Origin of the sequence: Tenuifilum sp. 4138str (assembly GCF_041102575.1) — a bacterium.
GTDB lineage: Bacteria > Bacteroidota > Bacteroidia > Bacteroidales > Tenuifilaceae > Tenuifilum > Tenuifilum osseticum.
On record NZ_JBGCUE010000010.1, the window covers coordinates 47,451 to 65,715 of the forward strand.

16 protein-coding genes are annotated in these 18,265 nt (G+C 42.3%); 7 read left to right on the forward strand and 9 right to left on the reverse strand.

The window, feature by feature from the left end; genetic code table 11:
* Window positions 1–177: 177 nt before the first annotated feature.
* Window positions 178–903 (reverse strand): Mut7-C RNAse domain-containing protein, encoded by a 726-nt coding sequence (locus AB6811_RS10125; RefSeq protein ID WP_369490343.1) that lies wholly within the window; start codon window positions 901–903, stop codon window positions 178–180.
* Between the two features lie 70 nt (window positions 904–973).
* Between AB6811_RS10125 and AB6811_RS10130 the strand changes: the two genes are divergently transcribed.
* Both AB6811_RS10130 and AB6811_RS10135 read left to right on the forward strand, forming a co-directional pair.
* Window positions 974–1,501, forward strand: coding sequence for a gamma carbonic anhydrase family protein (locus AB6811_RS10130; protein WP_369490344.1), 528 nt, complete (start codon window positions 974–976; stop codon window positions 1,499–1,501).
* 50 nt (window positions 1,502–1,551) lie between these two features.
* The gene (locus AB6811_RS10135; protein WP_369490345.1) at window positions 1,552–2,100 is read left to right on the forward strand and encodes a thioredoxin family protein; all 549 of its coding nucleotides are present in this window, start codon (window positions 1,552–1,554) and stop codon (window positions 2,098–2,100) included.
* Here the strand turns inward: AB6811_RS10135 and AB6811_RS10140 are convergent, their stop codons facing one another.
* A complete protein-coding gene (locus tag AB6811_RS10140; protein WP_369490346.1) occupies window positions 2,101–3,198 on the reverse strand; it encodes a DUF4831 family protein in 1,098 nt (365 codons plus the stop codon). It lies immediately after the preceding gene.
* The gene (locus tag AB6811_RS10145) at window positions 3,191–4,705 is read right to left on the reverse strand and encodes an NAD(P)H-hydrate dehydratase (RefSeq protein WP_369490347.1); all 1,515 of its coding nucleotides are present in this window, start codon (window positions 4,703–4,705) and stop codon (window positions 3,191–3,193) included. The genes AB6811_RS10140 and AB6811_RS10145 overlap by 8 nt, the downstream gene beginning before the upstream one ends.
* Window positions 4,706–5,275: 570 nt before the next feature.
* Between AB6811_RS10145 and AB6811_RS10150 the strand changes: the two genes are divergently transcribed.
* Both AB6811_RS10150 and rbp read left to right on the forward strand, forming a co-directional pair.
* Complete coding sequence (locus tag AB6811_RS10150) at window positions 5,276–7,084, forward strand: peptide MFS transporter (protein ID WP_369490348.1); 1,809 nt, start codon at window positions 5,276–5,278, stop codon at window positions 7,082–7,084.
* A 339-nt stretch (window positions 7,085–7,423) separates the two neighbouring features.
* Window positions 7,424–7,798 (forward strand): RNA-binding regulator, encoded by a 375-nt coding sequence (gene rbp, locus AB6811_RS10155; protein ID WP_369490349.1) that lies wholly within the window; start codon window positions 7,424–7,426, stop codon window positions 7,796–7,798.
* A 54-nt stretch (window positions 7,799–7,852) separates the two neighbouring features.
* On the opposite strand, the gene AB6811_RS10160 is transcribed toward rbp, so the two are convergent.
* The 3 genes from AB6811_RS10160 to AB6811_RS10170 form a co-directional block, all read right to left on the reverse strand.
* Window positions 7,853–8,230 carry a DUF8785 domain-containing protein gene (locus tag AB6811_RS10160; RefSeq protein WP_369490350.1) on the reverse strand — a complete coding sequence of 126 codons (378 nt, stop codon included), beginning with the start codon at window positions 8,228–8,230 and terminating at the stop codon, window positions 7,853–7,855.
* A 21-nt stretch (window positions 8,231–8,251) separates the two neighbouring features.
* Entirely contained in the window at window positions 8,252–10,138 is a 1,887-nt protein-coding gene (locus AB6811_RS10165; RefSeq protein ID WP_369490351.1) for an aldehyde ferredoxin oxidoreductase C-terminal domain-containing protein, read from the reverse strand.
* A 775-nt stretch (window positions 10,139–10,913) separates the two neighbouring features.
* Window positions 10,914–11,084 carry a hypothetical protein gene (locus AB6811_RS10170; RefSeq protein ID WP_369490352.1) on the reverse strand — a complete coding sequence of 57 codons (171 nt, stop codon included), beginning with the start codon at window positions 11,082–11,084 and terminating at the stop codon, window positions 10,914–10,916.
* Window positions 11,085–11,607: 523 nt separating this feature from the next.
* Here AB6811_RS10170 and AB6811_RS10175 point away from each other — a divergent pair.
* Window positions 11,608–12,324, forward strand: a complete 717-nt coding sequence (locus AB6811_RS10175) for a YjjG family noncanonical pyrimidine nucleotidase (RefSeq protein ID WP_369490353.1) — start codon at window positions 11,608–11,610, stop codon at window positions 12,322–12,324.
* 2 nt (window positions 12,325–12,326) lie between these two features.
* Here AB6811_RS10175 and dnaB read toward each other — a convergent pair whose 3' ends face one another.
* The 3 genes from dnaB to AB6811_RS10190 all read right to left on the reverse strand — a co-directional run bounded on the left by dnaB (window position 12,327) and on the right by AB6811_RS10190 (window position 15,035).
* Window positions 12,327–13,868 (reverse strand): replicative DNA helicase, encoded by a 1,542-nt coding sequence (dnaB, locus tag AB6811_RS10180; protein ID WP_439655720.1) that lies wholly within the window; start codon window positions 13,866–13,868, stop codon window positions 12,327–12,329.
* A gap of 191 nt (window positions 13,869–14,059) precedes the next feature.
* Window positions 14,060–14,317, reverse strand: coding sequence for a SemiSWEET family sugar transporter (locus AB6811_RS10185; RefSeq protein ID WP_369490354.1), 258 nt, complete (start codon window positions 14,315–14,317; stop codon window positions 14,060–14,062).
* A gap of 139 nt (window positions 14,318–14,456) precedes the next feature.
* On the reverse strand, window positions 14,457–15,035 hold the full coding sequence (locus tag AB6811_RS10190) for an LEM-3-like GIY-YIG domain-containing protein (RefSeq protein WP_369490355.1): 579 nt from the start codon (window positions 15,033–15,035) through the stop codon (window positions 14,457–14,459).
* Between the two features lie 388 nt (window positions 15,036–15,423).
* On the opposite strand from AB6811_RS10190, the gene gldB reads away from it, so the two are divergent.
* Window positions 15,424–16,431: a gliding motility lipoprotein GldB gene (gene gldB / locus AB6811_RS10195; RefSeq protein ID WP_369490356.1), complete on the forward strand. Its 1,008-nt coding sequence runs from the start codon at window positions 15,424–15,426 to the stop codon at window positions 16,429–16,431.
* A 119-nt stretch (window positions 16,432–16,550) separates the two neighbouring features.
* Entirely contained in the window at window positions 16,551–18,221 is a 1,671-nt protein-coding gene (locus tag AB6811_RS10200) for a formate--tetrahydrofolate ligase (RefSeq protein ID WP_369490357.1), read from the forward strand.
* Window positions 18,222–18,265: the final 44 nt, after the last annotated feature.

The following is an 18,265-nucleotide window of genomic DNA, read 5'->3' on the forward strand; positions in this document are numbered from 1 at the left end:
GCTGTTTAGTTTTTAAACATCCTGAATTGTATAAATCTGATATCCAGAATGTTATATTGTTTACTACTTATTTATTTATGACACAAAATTAGGCTTTTTTATACACAGCAATCGTTTTAAAACATATTTTACGGCATGTTTTTCATTTTTACCTTAACCATAAAAATAAGCTAACAACTACTTTGAATACTTACTAAGCAACCTGGAAATCCGGATAAAGTGAGGTCCCTCCCAGTAAACCTGCCCACATCTAGAACACTGAAAAAACTCACTGTAAATCTGGTAGGTAGTTGCAGGAACTAAGTTTTTAACCATGGGTTTATCAACCTGTTCTACCTCACCATTGCACAGCGAGCACCTTGAAAACGGATCAAGGTAGTGATCAAGGTCAAAGTAATGAACCACCTCGGCAAGCTGTATTTGAGGATTTGTGTTTCTGAGAAAATATCCAAATTGGGCTAGGCCGTTACGCAGGATACCCTTATCGCGGGTCAAAATAATTCGGCCATCGGCTTGTGAAATATCAAGTATCTGATTGTCAGTAAATGACTTATCGTAAAGTGTGTCGATTCCGCAAAAGCGGAGGTATGCGGCCAGTCGGCCTAAATGAACATCAAGAATAAACCTAGGGGGCTTTTCAAAATCTGGTCTTAACGCAATTGCCGATACTGGTAATGAAGTAAATTTTGGGTAACACGAAATTAGTGTGCCGTTGGCAGGACGGTAATCAAATTTAACCGGTAGGCTATCGGCTAAAATCAGAAAAACCTCAACATGAGGAACCCCTATCGATTCAACCAAGTCCTTTACAGTGGGCATCCCAAAAAAACCTACACGCTGATCCTTATGCTTTTTGCCTTGTGGCAAAAAATCGTTCAGATCGCCATAAACTCTAATGTTCACAAACTTTTTGAACTCAACCGGCACGATAACTGTTAGTAAGTATTAAATTTGCAGTAAATTACAAAATGGTATGGCAATAATCAAACCCTTGAGGGGAATTACCCCTAAAATTGGTAAGAACTGCTTTATTGCTGAGACTGCAGTGATAATAGGTGATGTTGAAATTGGCGAAGATTGCAGTATTTGGTACGGCGCTGTGCTTCGTGGCGATGTTAACTCCATTAAAATAGGTAACCGGGTTAATATCCAGGATAATGCGGTGCTACACACCACCTACCAGAAAACAACCATCGAGGTTGGCGATGATGTATCGATTGGACATGGCGTAATACTTCATGGCGCCCAGGTAGGCCGGGGAGCCTTGCTAGGAATGGGTTGCACCGTTATGGACAACGCTAAAGTTGGTGAGGGGGCAATAGTTGCTGCCAACGCCCTGGTATTGGAGAACACTGTTGTTGAGCCCACATGCGTTTATGCAGGAGTTCCAGCTCGTTTTGTCAAAAAGGTTGACCCAGAACTTAGCCGCGAAACCAATGAGCGTATAGCCCGCAACTACCTCTTTTACTCAGGCTGGTATAAAGATGGTGATGCAAAGTGATATTAAGGCATTATTTTTGAACTCATTTACCGTTAACCAAAATCAAAACCATGAAAAACAGAATCTGGGTTTTAGCTATTTGGATGCTTGGCATATCCGCTTCGGTTTCCTTGGCTCAAGAAACAAAAATCAACTGGATTGAAATAGATAGGGCTTTTGCGGTAAACGAAAAAACACCCCGAAAAATATTCATCGATGTTTATACCGACTGGTGTGGCTGGTGTAAGAAGATGGATGAGAATACTTTTACCAACCCTGTAATAGCCTCGTACCTCACCCAAAAGTTTCACGCAGTAAAGTTCAATGCCGAAGGGACAAAAGATATTACATATAAAGGTAAGGTATACAAGAATAAGGGGCAGGGGCAACGTAATCCGCATGAGTTTGCTATAGCTATTCTTCAAGGCAGGTTATCGTATCCCTCAATAGTGTTTATGGACGAGAACAATAACCTAATTACCTACATTGCCGGATACCTTACTCCTGAACAGCTAGAACCAATAATGGCTTACATTGAAAGCGATGCTTACAAGACCCAGAAATGGGAAGATTTTCGGGCAAAGTTTGTAAGTAAACTAAATACCGTGGCAAATCCTTAATCACTTACCCGGAAAATTAACAGGCAATTGGGCTATCAGTCCATACTGAAATACGCTTAAACGCTTTTCAACAAGTAGCTGCTTGCCATCAATAACTCTCATGTTAACTGCAACGGGTATTCTGTAGTAAAACCTGTCGATTTTGGCTTTTAAAGCAATGGTTTCCACGCTATTCTTGGTAGCATCAATATTCTCAGGATATTCAGGTTGATCAAACTCAATGAGTATTGGGCGTCCGGAAAGGTCGGTTGATGAAAGTAATCCTTTGCTTTCGGAAAAACGGAAAAGGATAGCGCTCTCGCCTTCGGTGTTCGAAGGAATGAAACTATAGGTTTGAGTGAATGTGTGAGTAAACCTTTTACCTACAAATAGTGCCAGGTATTCGTCCTCCAGCCTTTGAAGCTCCTTCAAAATAAGCTGAAGTGCATCGCCACTGAATGGATGGTCGATATCAGGGGTAAGAAAATCGAGCCTTTTTTTTCGGATGCTAAAAATAAAATCGGCTGCCTCCTTAGCTTTTTCCTCAAGGTTGCGTTCAATGGTCATTGAACGCTGTATGGGTACCCTAACGTAAACACTGTCGCGCAGGGTTCTACCATAAAATGTAGTTGTTTCCTCGGCAACAAAAGGGTTAACCGATAAATCCTTAAAAATTACCTCTCCTTTAATGCTAAATTCTTTGTTTTTAGCAATGGCTCTACTTTCAGGGGTTTGGTTAACAGGTAATATTAACCCTTCATCAGAAAGTTTTATAAAGTTACCATAACCCTTTCCCGATGGGTAAATGGCAAAGACTGCTTTGGGATCAGGTTCAGCGGTGGTTTCTACATCTATTTTCTCAATTAGATACTCAACCTTTTCGGTATTACTTACCCCGTCGATACCCAAAAACTTTTTGGCATAATCGGCATATGGGCCGGGGAAATATTCGCTTTGAGAGCTAACAACCCTTACGTAAACCACAGTTCGGGGTAACGTATAGTAAACTGCAACTTTTTTATAGTCAATTGTTTTACCAACTGGTTCAACTTGAATGGTTTTACTATTACAGCCCAATAATACAAGGGATAGAACTACTAAGAAATGATTTTTACTCATCATTGTTGGTTATGTGTTGGAATGCTTTACAAATATAGTTCACAATGTCCGAAGCGCACAAGCCAATTTGTCCAAATTCGTCGGCGGCCAAGTCGCCTGCAAGGCCATGGATATAAACACCTGTAATAGCAGCATCGGCTGGGGGAAGCCCACGAGCCAGCAATCCGGTAATTATTCCACTAAGAACATCGCCGCTCCCTCCGGTTGCCATCCCCGGATTTCCGGTGGAGTTGAAATGAACATTGCCATTGGGCAATACTACCCTTGTGTATGCTCCTTTTAGAACAATTATCACCCCGTATTTTTGTGCCATTTCTCTTGCACGTTCAAGCCTCTCCCAGCTACACTGCGATTTCCCAAAAAGGCGGTCGAACTCTCCGGGATGTGGTGTTAATATCAATACATTGTTTGCATTGTTAAGAACTTCAATATTCCTGGAAAGTAAGTTAAGTCCATCGGCATCTATCACCAAAGGTAATCGGCTGGTTTTAATCAACTTGACGAGCATTTGTTCGGTTTCGGTACTTTGTGCAATGCCTGGGCCCACGCAAACCGCTTGATATCGATCCAGTTCAGGAAATTGGGTAATGTGAGTTTCACAGCTATCGATGCTAGCTAAGGCTTCAGGAACATTTACCTGGGCAATGGTATAGCCTACCTTGGGAATATGCATTGTTACTAATCCTGCCCCGCTCCTCACTACCGATTTAGCACATAGGCAAGCTGCTCCCATCATCCCATTAGAACCTGCAATAACTAGTGCATGCCCGTAAGTCCCTTTATGAGCAAAGGTTGACAACTGGAAAAAATCGGTTTTGATACTACTTGCCGTGGTATAATGGTATGGTGTAGCCGTATTTTCAATGGCCTCCGCATGCAGACCAATGGGTAGAACTACCCAGCGCTTTAGAAATTGCTCATTTTCTGGCATAAAAAAAGCCAGCTTGGGAAACTGTAAGCTAAGACAGTAGTCGGACTTTACCACAGGGTTATTGTTGGGTACTGGATTTGCCTCGCCAAAAAGACCCGATGGAATATCAATAGCGATAACCTTAGCCCCCGATGAGTTGATATGCTCAATTAGTTGAGCAGCAACCCCTTCAATAGATCGACTAAGCCCCGAACCGTATAGGGCATCAACTACCAGATCATCGGTATGAATTTCAGGAAAATCGGATTGATTTTTAACTAAAAATAATTCTGGCGTTAACTCCTTTAGACGATCAAGATTTGTTAAAAAGTCGGCTGAGTAAGAATCGGCTTTTAAGTAGTAACAGTGCGCGTTAAAGCCCGAATTAATTAGCAAACGAGCCAATGCAAGCCCATCGCCCCCGTTATTACCGGGGCCACAAAAGATTTTAATCCTTCGATTTTTATGGTATTTGCTTCGAAACCAGTTGAAAATAGCTGTTGCAGCCCGTTCCATCAAATCAATTGACTCAATGGGTTCGTTTTCTATGGTAAAAGCATCGATGCTTTTGATCTGGCTTGTTTTGAATACTTTCATTGATTCAGGCTATAGTGCTAAGTTACTAATTTTTCCCGATTGTTTATCCTGAACTGGTCAATTGTAAAAAATCCATTGATGAATCTCCTCTAAAAATGTTTCTCTCCCTTTTTTTCAACCCGGTTGATAATGATAATCCATGGTATTTAGATTTAACAGTTCACTTCCCTCTAACTCCCTCTATCTCCGTCATATTCCTAATTCTTCCGGTTCACGGTTCACGGTACACGGTTCACGAAAATAAAGCTCTCCAACCCCCTCATATCCTCAATTCTTCTTTTAACTTTTCACTTTTCACTAGTTCTAACCCCCTCTAACTTCCTCTAACTCCATCATATTCCGTTCATTCCGACTCATTCCTCTAATCCCGTCTGAATTCGTTAAATCATGGCACTTCGGTTTATTATATTTACAAAATAAAACCAATAAATGGCTATCGCTTTTAACATTTAGGTAAAATAAGCTTAACAAAAACATTATACAACATAATTTGTGGATTTGGAAATAAACCATTAAATACTATTTTTGTCAATCTTGAAAAATTGAAGATAAACCAAAACCATAATTTATATGTTGAAAAATCATCCTAAAGGACTACTGGTAGCGTTCTTCTCCAACATGGGAGAGCGTTTCGGTTTCTACACCATGATGGCCATCCTGGTGTTATTCCTACAAGCTAAGTATGGCCTATCGGCCGAGGAAGCCGGCGGATACTACAGCTGGTTTTACTTTGCTATTTATGCGTTAGCCCTTATTGGCGGATTAATAGCCGATGCAACCAACAGGTATAAAACGGTAATTCTGTTGGGGATAATCATTATGTTTGGTGGCTACGCAATGATTGCCATGCCTGGCATGAGCCTGACCATGACATTACTTGGGCTTTTCATCATTGCATTTGGGAATGGCTTATTCAAAGGTAACCTGCAGGCCGTTGTAGGCCAGATGTACGATAACCCTGAATACTCAAAGGTTCGCGATACTGGTTTCATGATTTTTTATATGGGTATAAATGTAGGTGCATTCTTTGCCCCATTTGTAGCTACCGGTATCCGTAACTGGTTTCTTCGCAGCCAAGGCTTTGAGCACGATGCCAGCCTACCCTCACTTTGCCATGCATTCCTAAACGGAAAGGTAACCGATCCTGAGTCGCTCGCAAATTTCGAAAGCCTTGCCAGCAAGGTTTCGGGTGCTACTGTTGCCGGTACAGAACAACTCACTACATTTGCCAATAATTACATTGATGCCTTTTCTCGTGGTTATAACTGGGCTTTTGGCGTTGCTGCAATTGCAATGGTGATCTCGCTATTTGTATACGTAATTTTCAACAAAAAATTACCCAATAAGGAGAAAAAAGTTAGCACTACACCAGCTGCGGGGTCGCTATTTACAAAAAAGAACCTTCTAAACGTAATTGTACCCATTGCGCTCGTAATACTGACAGGAGCGATTTTCTGGTTGCTCGGAGCCGAAATTGCTTTAGGATTGGCCATTGGTCTATTCTTTGGCTTTGTGGCCATGATGTTCATGATGTCAACCAAGGAAGAGCTTCCGAAGGTTACCTCGCTTCTACTCGTATTTGTGGTTGTAATCTTTTTCTGGATGTCGTTCCACCAGAACGGTTTAACCTTGACCCTCTTTGCCCGCGACTATACCGTTAAGGAGGTTGGACCTTTCACTAATATCTTCTTCAACTTATGGTCGATGCTTTCGTTTATTGGCACTATTGCAGGTTTAGTGTTAATGTTTGCCCGTAAACAGATTCGTGAGAAAGTAATTGGACTAATTATGTTTCTTGGCCTTGGTTATTTAACTTACTACCAGGCTATCAAATTTGGGGCTTCCAACCCAATTGCACCCGAGGTTTTCCAATCGTTTAACCCATTGTTCATAGTAGTGCTTACATTCCCTGTTATGGGTGCTTTTGCCTGGATGAATAAACGCAATATGGAGCCCTCAACCCCTAAGAAAATTGGTATAGGAATGATAATTGCTGCGATTGGCTTTGTGGTTGTTCTATTAGGTTCGATAGAACTGATTGCTCCAAAAACCATTGAGACGCAAGGGCTAACCGAATGGGGCCGAGTTTCGCCTTACTGGCTAATTAGCAGCTACCTGATTCTAACCATTGCTGAACTATTCCTCAGCCCAATGGGATTGTCGTTTGTATCAAAGGTTGCTCCTCAACGCTTCCAGGGATTAATGCAGGGTGGTTGGCTACTTGCTACTGCCATTGGAAACAAGTTGCTTTTTGTAGGCAGCTTCTTCTGGGAAAGAATTGAGCTATGGCAGCTCTGGACAATCTTTATTGTTTGCTGCTTACTCTCGGCAATTTTCATCTTCTCCATTATGCGGAGGTTGGAAGAAGCAACCAAGTAAAAATCAATTATACTAGTCTTAATAAGTGGGTGCCCATTCAGGTACCCACTTTTTTTTTAAAACATTTATTGCTCTCAGTGCTTTGATTTGAAGTGAGATTCAATATTATACTTTTGGGCTCCTGTTATCTGACTTAAACTTCCTTGTCTTTCCCTTGCAAAAAATAATTTTCCGAAAATGGTGATTGTTAAATTAATTGCACTACCTTTGCCGCGAATTGAGAAACGCTTCAACACAGAATATTTTGCCGCATCTAGCCGATTCCCGACAAAACATCAGTTAAGCAAGGCCTCAATCAAAAAAACAATTTATTTATCAATCACAATCTAATTTTAGTTTATGAACATTTACGTGTCAGGTCTGAGTTACCGCATTAACGATGACGACCTAAGGCAACTTTTCGAAGAGTATGGCCAGATTAACTCGGCCAAAGTAATTACCGACAGGGAAACAGGGCGTTCGAGAGGATTCGGCTTTGTTGAGATGGCCAATGATGAAGAGGCCCGTACTGCAATTGAGGAACTTACCGGCGCTGAATACGATGGTAAGGTAATCAGCGTTTCAGAAGCAAAACCCAAAACCGACAAGCCCCGCAACGGTGGTGGATTCAACCGTGAGCGTCGTGGCGGTGGTTACGGTGAACGCCGTGGGGGTTACAGCCGCGAGGGTCGCGATAGCCGTGGTGGCGGTCGCGGTGGCAGAAGGGATTACTAGGATTCTTTCAAGAATACCAAGTAAAAAGGCAGCCAAATGGCTGCCTTTTTTAATTTACTTATGTAAACGTTCCACTCTTGTTGCAAAGTACTTAGTGCTGCCCCTCCAGGGAACCCTGAAATAGCGTTTCTTGTAATGTATGTTTACCCTTTCACCACTTAGAGCTACCTGCTCTAGTTCCCTAACAAGTTCATGATTACTGGGTTCAACTGAAAAATCGAAGGTTTCAGCAATGGGGCTGGTTCCCCTTAATGCGCCAAACGACTCAAGGCCTAACTTGGCCTCATAGGTTTTGAATATCACACCTTTCTGGCTAATGCGAATTATTTTCCCTGCCATAACGCCTTCCTCATAAGTACCCCAGTAAAGGAATGCAGCTATAGCAACTAGTAATAGTGTAATGAAAAAAAGTATCCTACGAATGATCTTCATTTTTTTCGTCAAATATAACTACTAATGAAATTCAAGAAGCGATTCATGTACGCCCTTATGGATTTCGTACCAGAAATCAAGTGCAGCACTGCGCTTGTCCTCCTCAAAATACTTTATCCATCGGTCGAGTTCAGGATTGTTTACACCATCAACCTCCTTCTTTTTCCTTAGGAAGGAGTAAACAAAATCGATATTCCTTTCGCTTTCCCAGAATATGGATGCGTTACGGCTGTTTATTCGGCTTGCAGTAAGAAGTATCGAACGTTGAAACTTTTCCTTTAACCCGTAAAGTTGCTCAATTACATCAGGGAGAATATCCTCAGCCCATGCCCTGTGGAAGCGGCACATTCCCAGGTTATCCATTACAAGCTCGTTTAGCATGCGCTTAGCGTTTTCCCTTCCTAACTGGCGTGGAGGAACAAAATCCTTTCCGTAGTACATGTAGTACTTACCCATAATTGCCATGGGCGATAGTACTCCGGGTGTCCAGTACTGGTTGGGTACCATCCAGCCGGAGCGCGCAAAACCTATGTACATAAACTTATCGAGTACAGATGTTCCCTTACGCCGGGCAAGATGACGGGCAAACTTGCGTGCCCCCTCGCGCAAGTGAAAAACTCCGTTGGGATTCACCATCTGGTCGAGTAAAGCAATTCCAATGTTAGCGTTATGCATGGAGTCCTCCACAACACGGAAACCATTGGGTGTAAACACGGGAATATCGGCCATGCCAAGTTCTTGAGGCTCTACAAGCCCATCGGCCATGCAATCCATAAGCCACGATAACACACCACCCACCGAAATGGCATCGAAACCAAGCATATCGGCATGGTGGTTTAGCTTCTCGGCAGCTCGCTGATCGAATATTCCGCAAAGAGGCCCCATGGTTTGATAGGGCTCATAGTCTTTCTTGAACTCCCCGTGCATTTTTTTACATACAGCCCCACAAGGTTCACCACAGGTACGTTGCTGCTTGGTTTTAATGGTTTCCTCGTTAAACTGCTTAAGGTAGTGGTTTAGTATGAAATCGTTATGAATTTTAAGGCGTTCCTCCTCAGTCATGTAGATTGTTCGATAGTTGAAGGCCATAATATCGCCCTTCATGGTGGCGTAGTTTACGCCAAAGGTTCCACCGGTTTCAAACTTTGGATCGAAGCGATACTTGGTGGTAGCCTCCATATCCTTGGCAGCAAGGCGTTTCTGGTAGCGATCCTCAAACCAACTATCGGCAACGGTACGGTCGCGGAAGTCCTCATCGATATATGTTCCACCGTAAATAATGGCAACAATGTTATGCTGCTGCACCATTTTGGTTCCAAAACCTCCACGGCCAGCCCAGGTGTCAACATAGGTAATCTCATTCTTACGGATTGGAGCTGAGGCAATAGCTCCAAAATCGGTGTACATCGATGCTGGCCCAGTAGCAAGTATTCGGGGTTCATTCTCATAGCGGCTACCAAACTGGTTGAGTGCATACTGCATCATGGAGTAAACCCCACCACGGCCTTCGGCCCAAATGGTTCGCGGCCGTACTGGTAGAAGTTCTACCTCAATTTCCTCACCATGAATACGGTTTAGGTAAAGGATTGACGGTGCTGCAGCCTTGCCTACAATGGAAAACATATTTATTCCAAGGTTATCGAATACCAAACCGGCACCACCCATCGACGATATGTAAAAACCATGCCAACATGGCGAAATTCCGTTTACAATCAGGCGGTTAGAACCAGGAAAAATTGAACCAGCTAAAAGTCCAACCCCTATGTTTAAGCTGTTATGCTTATGCGATAGATGTATTCCCAAATCAACCGGCCCAAAAAAATCACCTACTTGGAAACGGTTCACCTTGTAAAAGCCACTTGCTGCATCTACCATCAGCACTTTTATGGTTGGATTTGATGTGCTCATTCTAGTACGGTTTAAAATTTCTGCTCAAAGATACAAAGGCAAGAATTATCTGTTATTAAAATAACAGATTTTAATATTGCCCATTTCCATTTACAAGTCAATATTGTTTAGTTAAGGTTATTTTTCATGTTGAGCGCAAGCGAAACATTACGCTATAGTGCTGAGTCCCGATTTATCGGGATAGACTTCGCCGAAGCATCTCATTGCTCTTTTCTCTTCAATCCTTTGAAGAGATCCCTCGTCTTTGCTCGGGATGACAAAAACCCTATATTCATTTCTGCTCCCTTGTCATGCTGAGCTCGCCGAAGCAACTCTTTGTGCCTATAATCCTTTATTCCTTTTGATTGTTTTTCAGACAATCGCTCTTTGCCATTCTTTTCCTTTGCGATGCAACGTTTCAGTGTTACTCTTTGGAAAAGGTATTGCGTGCATCGCTATACATGTGGGAATAATCATGGTGTTACAAATATTACGCCCCTACGGGGCTTGAAGCGTGGTTCGTTGTTCTTGAAACTATTGTCATGTTGAGCGCAAGCGAAACATCTCATGGGGTCAATTAGAGATCCTTCGCTACGCTCAGGATGACAAAAGAAGTTATTTGTGTAAGTTGCACGTTGTTCGTTGTACGTGAAATTGACCTCACCCCCTCCCCTCTCCTGTCAGGAGAGGGGAGAAGCAATTAGGAGACCTTATTGCAGGGCTAAAGTCTCCCCTCACAGGGGAGATTTAGAGGGGTCATCTGGGTTGTTTGTGGAAAACAGCTTCATCCCAGACTTTATTCCTGAGAGAGAATGGAGCGGAAGAAGCAGGCAGAGGCATAAAAGCCTGACCCGAGAATGGGTCGGGGGTGGAACGTTGCGGTGGGCTTAGTAAGCGATACCACATGAGCCACGCCACAGGCGTGGCGAATTGTATCGCGTGGCAGTTCCACCCGCGGGGTACCCATCGAGTCGGGCTTTTCAGCCTTGATTTTCTTTGGTTCTTTCTTGTATCAAGACAAGAAAGAACGTGAAAATCACTCTTTGCAATGTTTTTCCTATGCGATGCAATGCCTCACCCTTGCTTTTTGGCATACGCACTGCGTGCATCGCAATACAAGTGGGAGTAAACATAGGGTTACAAACGTTTCGCCCCTACGGGGTTGGAAGCGTTGTTCGTTGGTCGTGAAGCCATTGTCATGTTGAGCGATAGCGAAACATCTAATTTTGCGCTAAAGAGAGAGATCCTTCGCTAACGCTCAGGATGACAAGGGTAGTTGTTTGTTGAAATTTGCTTTTAAAAATGTTGTCATGTTGAGCGTTAGCGAAACATTTCATTTTGCGCTAATGAGGGAGATCATTCGCTGCGCTCAGGATGATAAGGAAAGTTGCTCGTAAATCGTAGTTCGTAAATGTGTAATAACCCCGATCAAGTTTTAGGTTTGCAGGCATTAATTACTATAACTATTTTTGTGCCGTTAATACTACACCATGATACTCAACTTTTTCTTCAAGCACAACGCTTACAAGCATATTTTTTTTGATTTAGACAGAACGCTATGGGACTTTGAGCAGAACATGCGCGATGCGCTTGCTGAAATCTACGTTAACCATAAGCTGGACTTGGCTTTTCCCAATCCTAATACTTTCATTGACTGCTTTAACCGAAACAACCATTACCTGTGGGATAAGTACCTAAAAGGTGAGTTGACTAAGGAAGTTCTTCGCTACAAGCGGTTTGAGATTACCTTGGCTGAGTATGGTATTGAAAGCAAACCCCTTGCCGAAACCATTGGCGATGAGTACTTAACCTTAATGCCCTTAAAAACTGCGCTAATCCCCGGTACTCGTGAAACTCTCGATTACTTGGCCAATAGGTATAAGCTACACGTTATCTCAAACGGGTTTAAAGAGGTTCAGCTACCTAAGCTGCAAAGAAGCAACATTGATAAGTACTTTGAGTGGGTTGTAACATCGGAACACTCAGGATTCCACAAGCCCGATAAGCGAGCCTTTGGGTATGCACTATCAAAGGCTAACGCCCGTAAGGGTGAGAGTATTATGATAGGCGACGACCTTGAGATAGATATACTGGGAGCAAAGAAGTTCGGTATGGATCAAATTTACTTCAACCCCAAAAGCAACCCTCACCAGGCCAAAGTTACCTTTGAGGTGAGGGAGCTAGTTGAGATTAAAAAAATCCTTTAACCCTAAAAAGGTATATTGGTATTATCAATTCCCTTACCGGGATTAAACGTAAAATCGTCAACAGGGTCGTTGTTCATCTTTGAGCTAAAGGTAACGGGGGCTGAGGATGTATAGGTAGGGGTAATAGTATTGGGAATAATAGTCATATCGTCCAAATCGGAGAATTTAGCCATTTCCTTCTGGAATCGCAGTCGAACATCATCAACTGCACCGTTACGGTGCTTGGCAACAATTATTTCAGCAATGCCAAGGGTTGAATTGCCGTCATCGTCAACATCAAAGCCATAGTACTCAGGGCGGTGAATAAAAATAACCACGTCAGCATCCTGCTCAATGGCACCTGACTCCCTGAGGTCAGAGAGTTGAGGGCGTTTGTTCCCCCCTCGGGTTTCAACTGAACGGTTTAGCTGCGAAAGGGCAATGATAGGAATATCGAGTTCCTTTGCAATTGCCTTTAGCGACCGGGAAATGGTGCTAACCTCCTGCTCTCGGTTACCCTTGGTATCGGTTGGGCCGGTCATCAGCTGTAGGTAGTCAATAATCACTATTCCTATGTTGTGTTGCGCCTTAAGCCTCCTACATTTAGCCCTTAGCTCAAATATGGAGAGTGCGGGGGTATCATCAATAAAAATCTTGGCATCGGCTAGCTGCTTGGTTTTAACGGTTAGCTGAGTCCATTCGTCATTCGATAGCTTTCCGTTGCGTATCTTTTCCGAGGGGATGCCCGATTCAGCAATGATCAAACGGTTTACCAGCTGAATGTTTGACATTTCAAGGGAGAAGAATGCCACAGGAACTTCGTACTCTACAGCCATATTGCGCGCCATGGATAGTACAAATGCTGTTTTACCCATTGATGGGCGCGCTGCCACAATAATTAAGTCCGATTTTTGCCAACCCGAGGTTAACCTATCCAAATCGGTAAATCCAGTCGGAACTCCGCTAAGACCATCCTCGCGCTTACCAGCCTCCTCTATCTGCTTGAATGCTTTAACTACAATGTTGCTAATGGGTTGAGTATCGCTTTTAATATTACCCTCTGCCACCTTAAAGAGTTCCATTTCGGAGTAGTCCAGCAGCTCATCAACATCAATATCATCCTCAAACGAACGTCGTTCAATATCGGTGGCAACGCGAATAAGTTCCCGCTGAATATACTTTTGTGCAATAATCTTTGAGTGATACTCAAGGTGTGCTGCAGATCCCACCTTGGAGCTAAGCTCAGTGATGTACGCTGCCCCACCAACCTCATCGAGCTTGGACTGTTTACGCAACTCCTCGGTTACCGTGAAAATATCGATTGGTTCAAGCCTTGCCGATAAATCCTGAATGGCTTTAAAAATAATCTGGTGTGTTTCCTTATAGAAACATTCGGGCTTAAGGATCTCGCTTGCAATAATTACACCATCCTTTTCAACCATTATAGCGCCAAGTACAGCCTGTTCAATATCAACCGCTTGAGGGGGAACCTTACCTAGCTCCGAAACCATAGGTTTAGCTGGTGAATATGGTTTTTTTCCCGTACTTTTTCTATCTCCGGCCATTTTTATTTGTTTTTGCAAAGCAAAGGTAGAATTTCAATTTGCGAAACGGAAGCTGCACCCAAAAATGTTTTTTCACATTCAAACATCGGTTACTAACAAGTTATTAACCGATGGGGTAAACCCACAAATTCTCAACACAATAGGAAAGTAACAGAAGATGTAGTGAATAAACTGAGGTCACAGAGCCTAGATTAACCGTAACGTTTCTTAAGGATAAGCAACAGGAATGCGCCAATGAATAGTATTGTGTTTGTTACGTATATGAAGGGATCTAAACGGATTAGGCCATAAACAATCCAAAAAACTCCGTTCAGCAGACCAATTACAATTCCAGACCAAGCCAAATCGTGGGTCTTTTTGGTTTTCCATGAAGTATAAACCTGTGGAAAGAATAAACTTGCCGCAGTTATTGAACCGAGCAAACCAAATACCTGAGCAACATCAATCATAGCTTAATAATTAAGCATTAAAAACTAAATGCTTTCCAGTCCTAACTCAATTGACTATAAGCCATTCAAAGATAGCCATCAAATATTAAGAAAAAAATCATTCCGTATGAATAAGCAAATTTCAATGAATATAATGCTATTATTTTCTTAGTATATGTTTTCCTTTTTCAATTCTTGATATTTTCTGTTCTTTAAGTAAAATTCCAAGAATACTAAAACTTAAATAATCCTTTGACCCACCAAGATAATCTGATTGAAGACCAAGGTACTTTGCAACATCAGAATTTCTAATACCTTCGGGATTTGCTAAAATTAATTCCATTACGCTGGCTTTAATCAACTCAAGTGCCATTTGGGCTTTTTCATAACATCCATCGGGGATATTTATTTTTGATTTAGTAGAAATTTTTTCTGGATTTGGGGAAACTTTATTAGTCAAAAAACCTCCCCTATTCTTTACTCCAAAAGCAGATATTAATTCTGCTTCTATTTTAAGAGCTTGTTCTTCAGTTAAATCATCTGCAATTATTGAGCAAATAACATCTTTACCCTCATCCTTAATACTTTTAATTGTTTTCCCTTTTTCAGAATCATCAATATTTAACTCATGCTCCCACGCTCTAGTCCCAGTTCCTTTACCAATATAAAATGGTTTTGCAGGTTTTGTTCTCGGATCCTTCAGCAAATAAACATAAAAAGGATTTCTAGCCATTCTCATAAGTTTTTTTGTTTATTCTTTGCTTATATTGAAATTTATTACTTTTCATAACTATCTAATACGCTTTACCTCTTTAACTATTTATAATTTCCTTTAGTACTAACAAAAATAGCAAACTTTAACTTATTCTATATCAATTACAGATTCTTATTACACCAATCTAAAAATAAGTCGCGATTATCAGGTTTAAACAATTAAACTTGCTACAGACTAATACATACATATTGATAAAAGCATAAGGTCTCAGAAGTAGAATTCTAACAATATATAAGCTTATATCCCACTGATTTTAAATATTGTAGACTCTATTCAGGACGGGTCATTCTTTATCCTTTACCCTTTATCCATGTATTTACTATCTTTGTTCTGCTTTTAAAACTTGAACACAATGAGGAACAAATGGATAGTAGTAGCCATTACTGTTTTGGCAGTTCATGGCTGTAAGGAAAACCGATTCGACTCAATTCAAACCCCTAGAGATGTTGAACCTGTTTCCATTACCAGGTTCGAGAAAGAGCTGTTTAGCCTTAATCCTGACAGCATTGAGAAAGCCTTCCACATTGTTTATCAAAAGCACACAAGTTTCACAAAACTGTTTACTGAGGGCATTATACGAATTGGGAAGAGCGATTCCCCCGATTTTTACAGGTACTTAGGGTTATTCCTCACCGATACCATGGTGCAAAACGCCAACAGAATGGTTGACAGTGTATTCCCAGCCAATGCTCCATTTGAAAAGGAGATTAGCAATGCGTTCGCGAGGTACTCTTTCTTTTTCCCAAACAAACCACTACCAAAGGTTTACACCTATATTTCAGGTTATAACCTATCATTGGCAATAGATGATAGTTTGGTGGCCGTAGGGCTTGACCGCTATTTGGGTAAAAATACCATACAGTATTCCCTGCTTGGCATACCTGTTTACCAGCAACGTAAGATGCACCCAGGTAAAGTTCCATCGGATGTTATGCGGGCCTGGCTGTACAGCGCTTTCCCTTTCCACGATTCAATCAACAACCTACTAAGTAACATGATTTACGAAGGGCAAATCATGTACCTAACCAAGCGGATGCTCCCACATCAACCCGACTCCCTTATTTTTGGTTTTACACCACAGCAGTACAAGTGGTGCCTAAATAACGAGTCTGCCATGTGGACTCACCTTATTGAAAATAAGCTGCTCTTTACCACCAATACTGTTGACATCAACAAGATGATAAACGATGCTCCATTTACATCGGGGTTTCCACAGGAATCGCCCGGAAGGGCTGCAGTTTGGATAGGCTACCGAATTGTTGAGCGCTTTATGGAGCGAAACAAAAATATCGATCTTCAGAGGCTAATGCTTATAAAGGATTATCAGGAAATCCTTACCCTGGCAAGATATAAACCGTAAGCAAAGTTGCCCATAAACAAATTTTGCTGTAACTTGTTATTCATAATTGGCAAAACTTATATGATGAAATCTATATAAGTTAATAACACTTTTCCTGAATAACCTAAATCATTTTTACTATGAAAAGCGATATTGAAATTGCACACGAAGCTAAAATGAAGCCCATAACCGAGATAGCCGGAATTCTGGGCATCAATCCTGACGATTTAATACCTTACGGTAAGTATAAAGCCAAAATTCCCTTGAGCTACATCGACAAGGAAAAGTATCAGCAAAACAAGTTGATACTGGTATCGGCCATTTCACCAACACCTGCCGGAGAGGGGAAAACAACAGTATCAATTGGCTTGGCGCAAGGCCTTAACCGAATTGGTAAACAAACCACAGTGGTTCTCCGTGAACCCTCGCTAGGCCCTGTGTTCGGTATAAAAGGAGGAGCAACCGGTGGTGGATACTCACAGGTTCTCCCCATGGAAGATATTAACCTCCATTTTACAGGCGATTTCAACGCCATTGAAAAGGCACACAACCTTCTTGCTGCGCTAATAGACAATAATTTACAAAGCAAAAAGCGTTCGTTAGGCATTGACCCCCGAACCGTAAAGTGGAAAAGGGTGATGGACATGAACGACAGATCGTTGCGCCACATCATTGTTGGGCTGGGTGGTACAACCCATGGGGTACCCCGCGAAACCGGATTTGATATAACAGCTGCTTCGGAGGTTATGGCAATACTCTGCCTTGCCGAAAACATGGAAGACCTGAAGCAGAGGTTAGGGAATATCTTTGTGGGCTACACCTACGATAAAAAGCCCATTTATGCTCGCGATTTACATGCCGAGGGTGCCATGGCAGCGCTCCTACGCGATGCCATAATGCCTAACCTAGTGCAAACCATTGAGAATACCCCTGCCATTATTCATGGCGGACCATTCGCCAATATAGCCCAGGGTACCAACTCGGTTATAGCCACAAAAATGGGACTCTCGCTCAGTGAGTTCGTGGTTACCGAGGCTGGTTTTGGTTTCGATCTGGGAGCCGAAAAATTCATTGATATCAAGTGCCAGTATGCAGGGTTAAAACCAAGTGCAGTTGTGCTTGTAGCCACAATAAGGGCTCTTAAATACCATGGCGGAAAGCCACTTAAGGAGGTTTCACAACCCGATGTAGAGGCTCTTAAAAAGGGTATTGGCAACCTGCAAAAGCATGTGGAAAACATGAAACTTTTTGGCATCTGCCCCGTGGTAGCCATAAATAGGTTTACAACTGACACTGATGAGGAAGTTGAATACATAAAAAGCGTTTGCAGGGAAATGGATGTTCAGGTTGCAGAGGTTGATGTGTGGGGTAAAGGTGGCGAGGGTGCCATAGAGTTGGCTAAAATTGTTAACAAGATTGCCATGAATTGCCCATACCAGCATAAAACCCTTTACGACTGGAACTGGACACCCGAAGCAAAAATCGAAACCCTTGCCAAGAAGATATACGGTGCTGAAGCTGTAGATTACACCGCTCAAGCAAAGGAGGATTTAAAGAAGGTATACTCACTAGGGATCGACAAACTGCCAATTTGTATGGCCAAGACCCAAAAATCGCTCTCCGATAACCCTGACCTGCTTGGCAGACCAAAGGATTTTGTGGTTACTGTTAGAGAAATTGAGGTTGCTGCTGGCGCAGGATTTATCATTCCAATTACCGGACAGATAATGCGTATGCCCGGATTACCCGATGAGCCTGCAGCCGAGCGAATTGATGTGGATAACAATGGAGTTATCAGCGGACTATTCTAACCTCACCTTTAGCAAAAAACAAGGTTGGCGCTTTGCCAACCTTT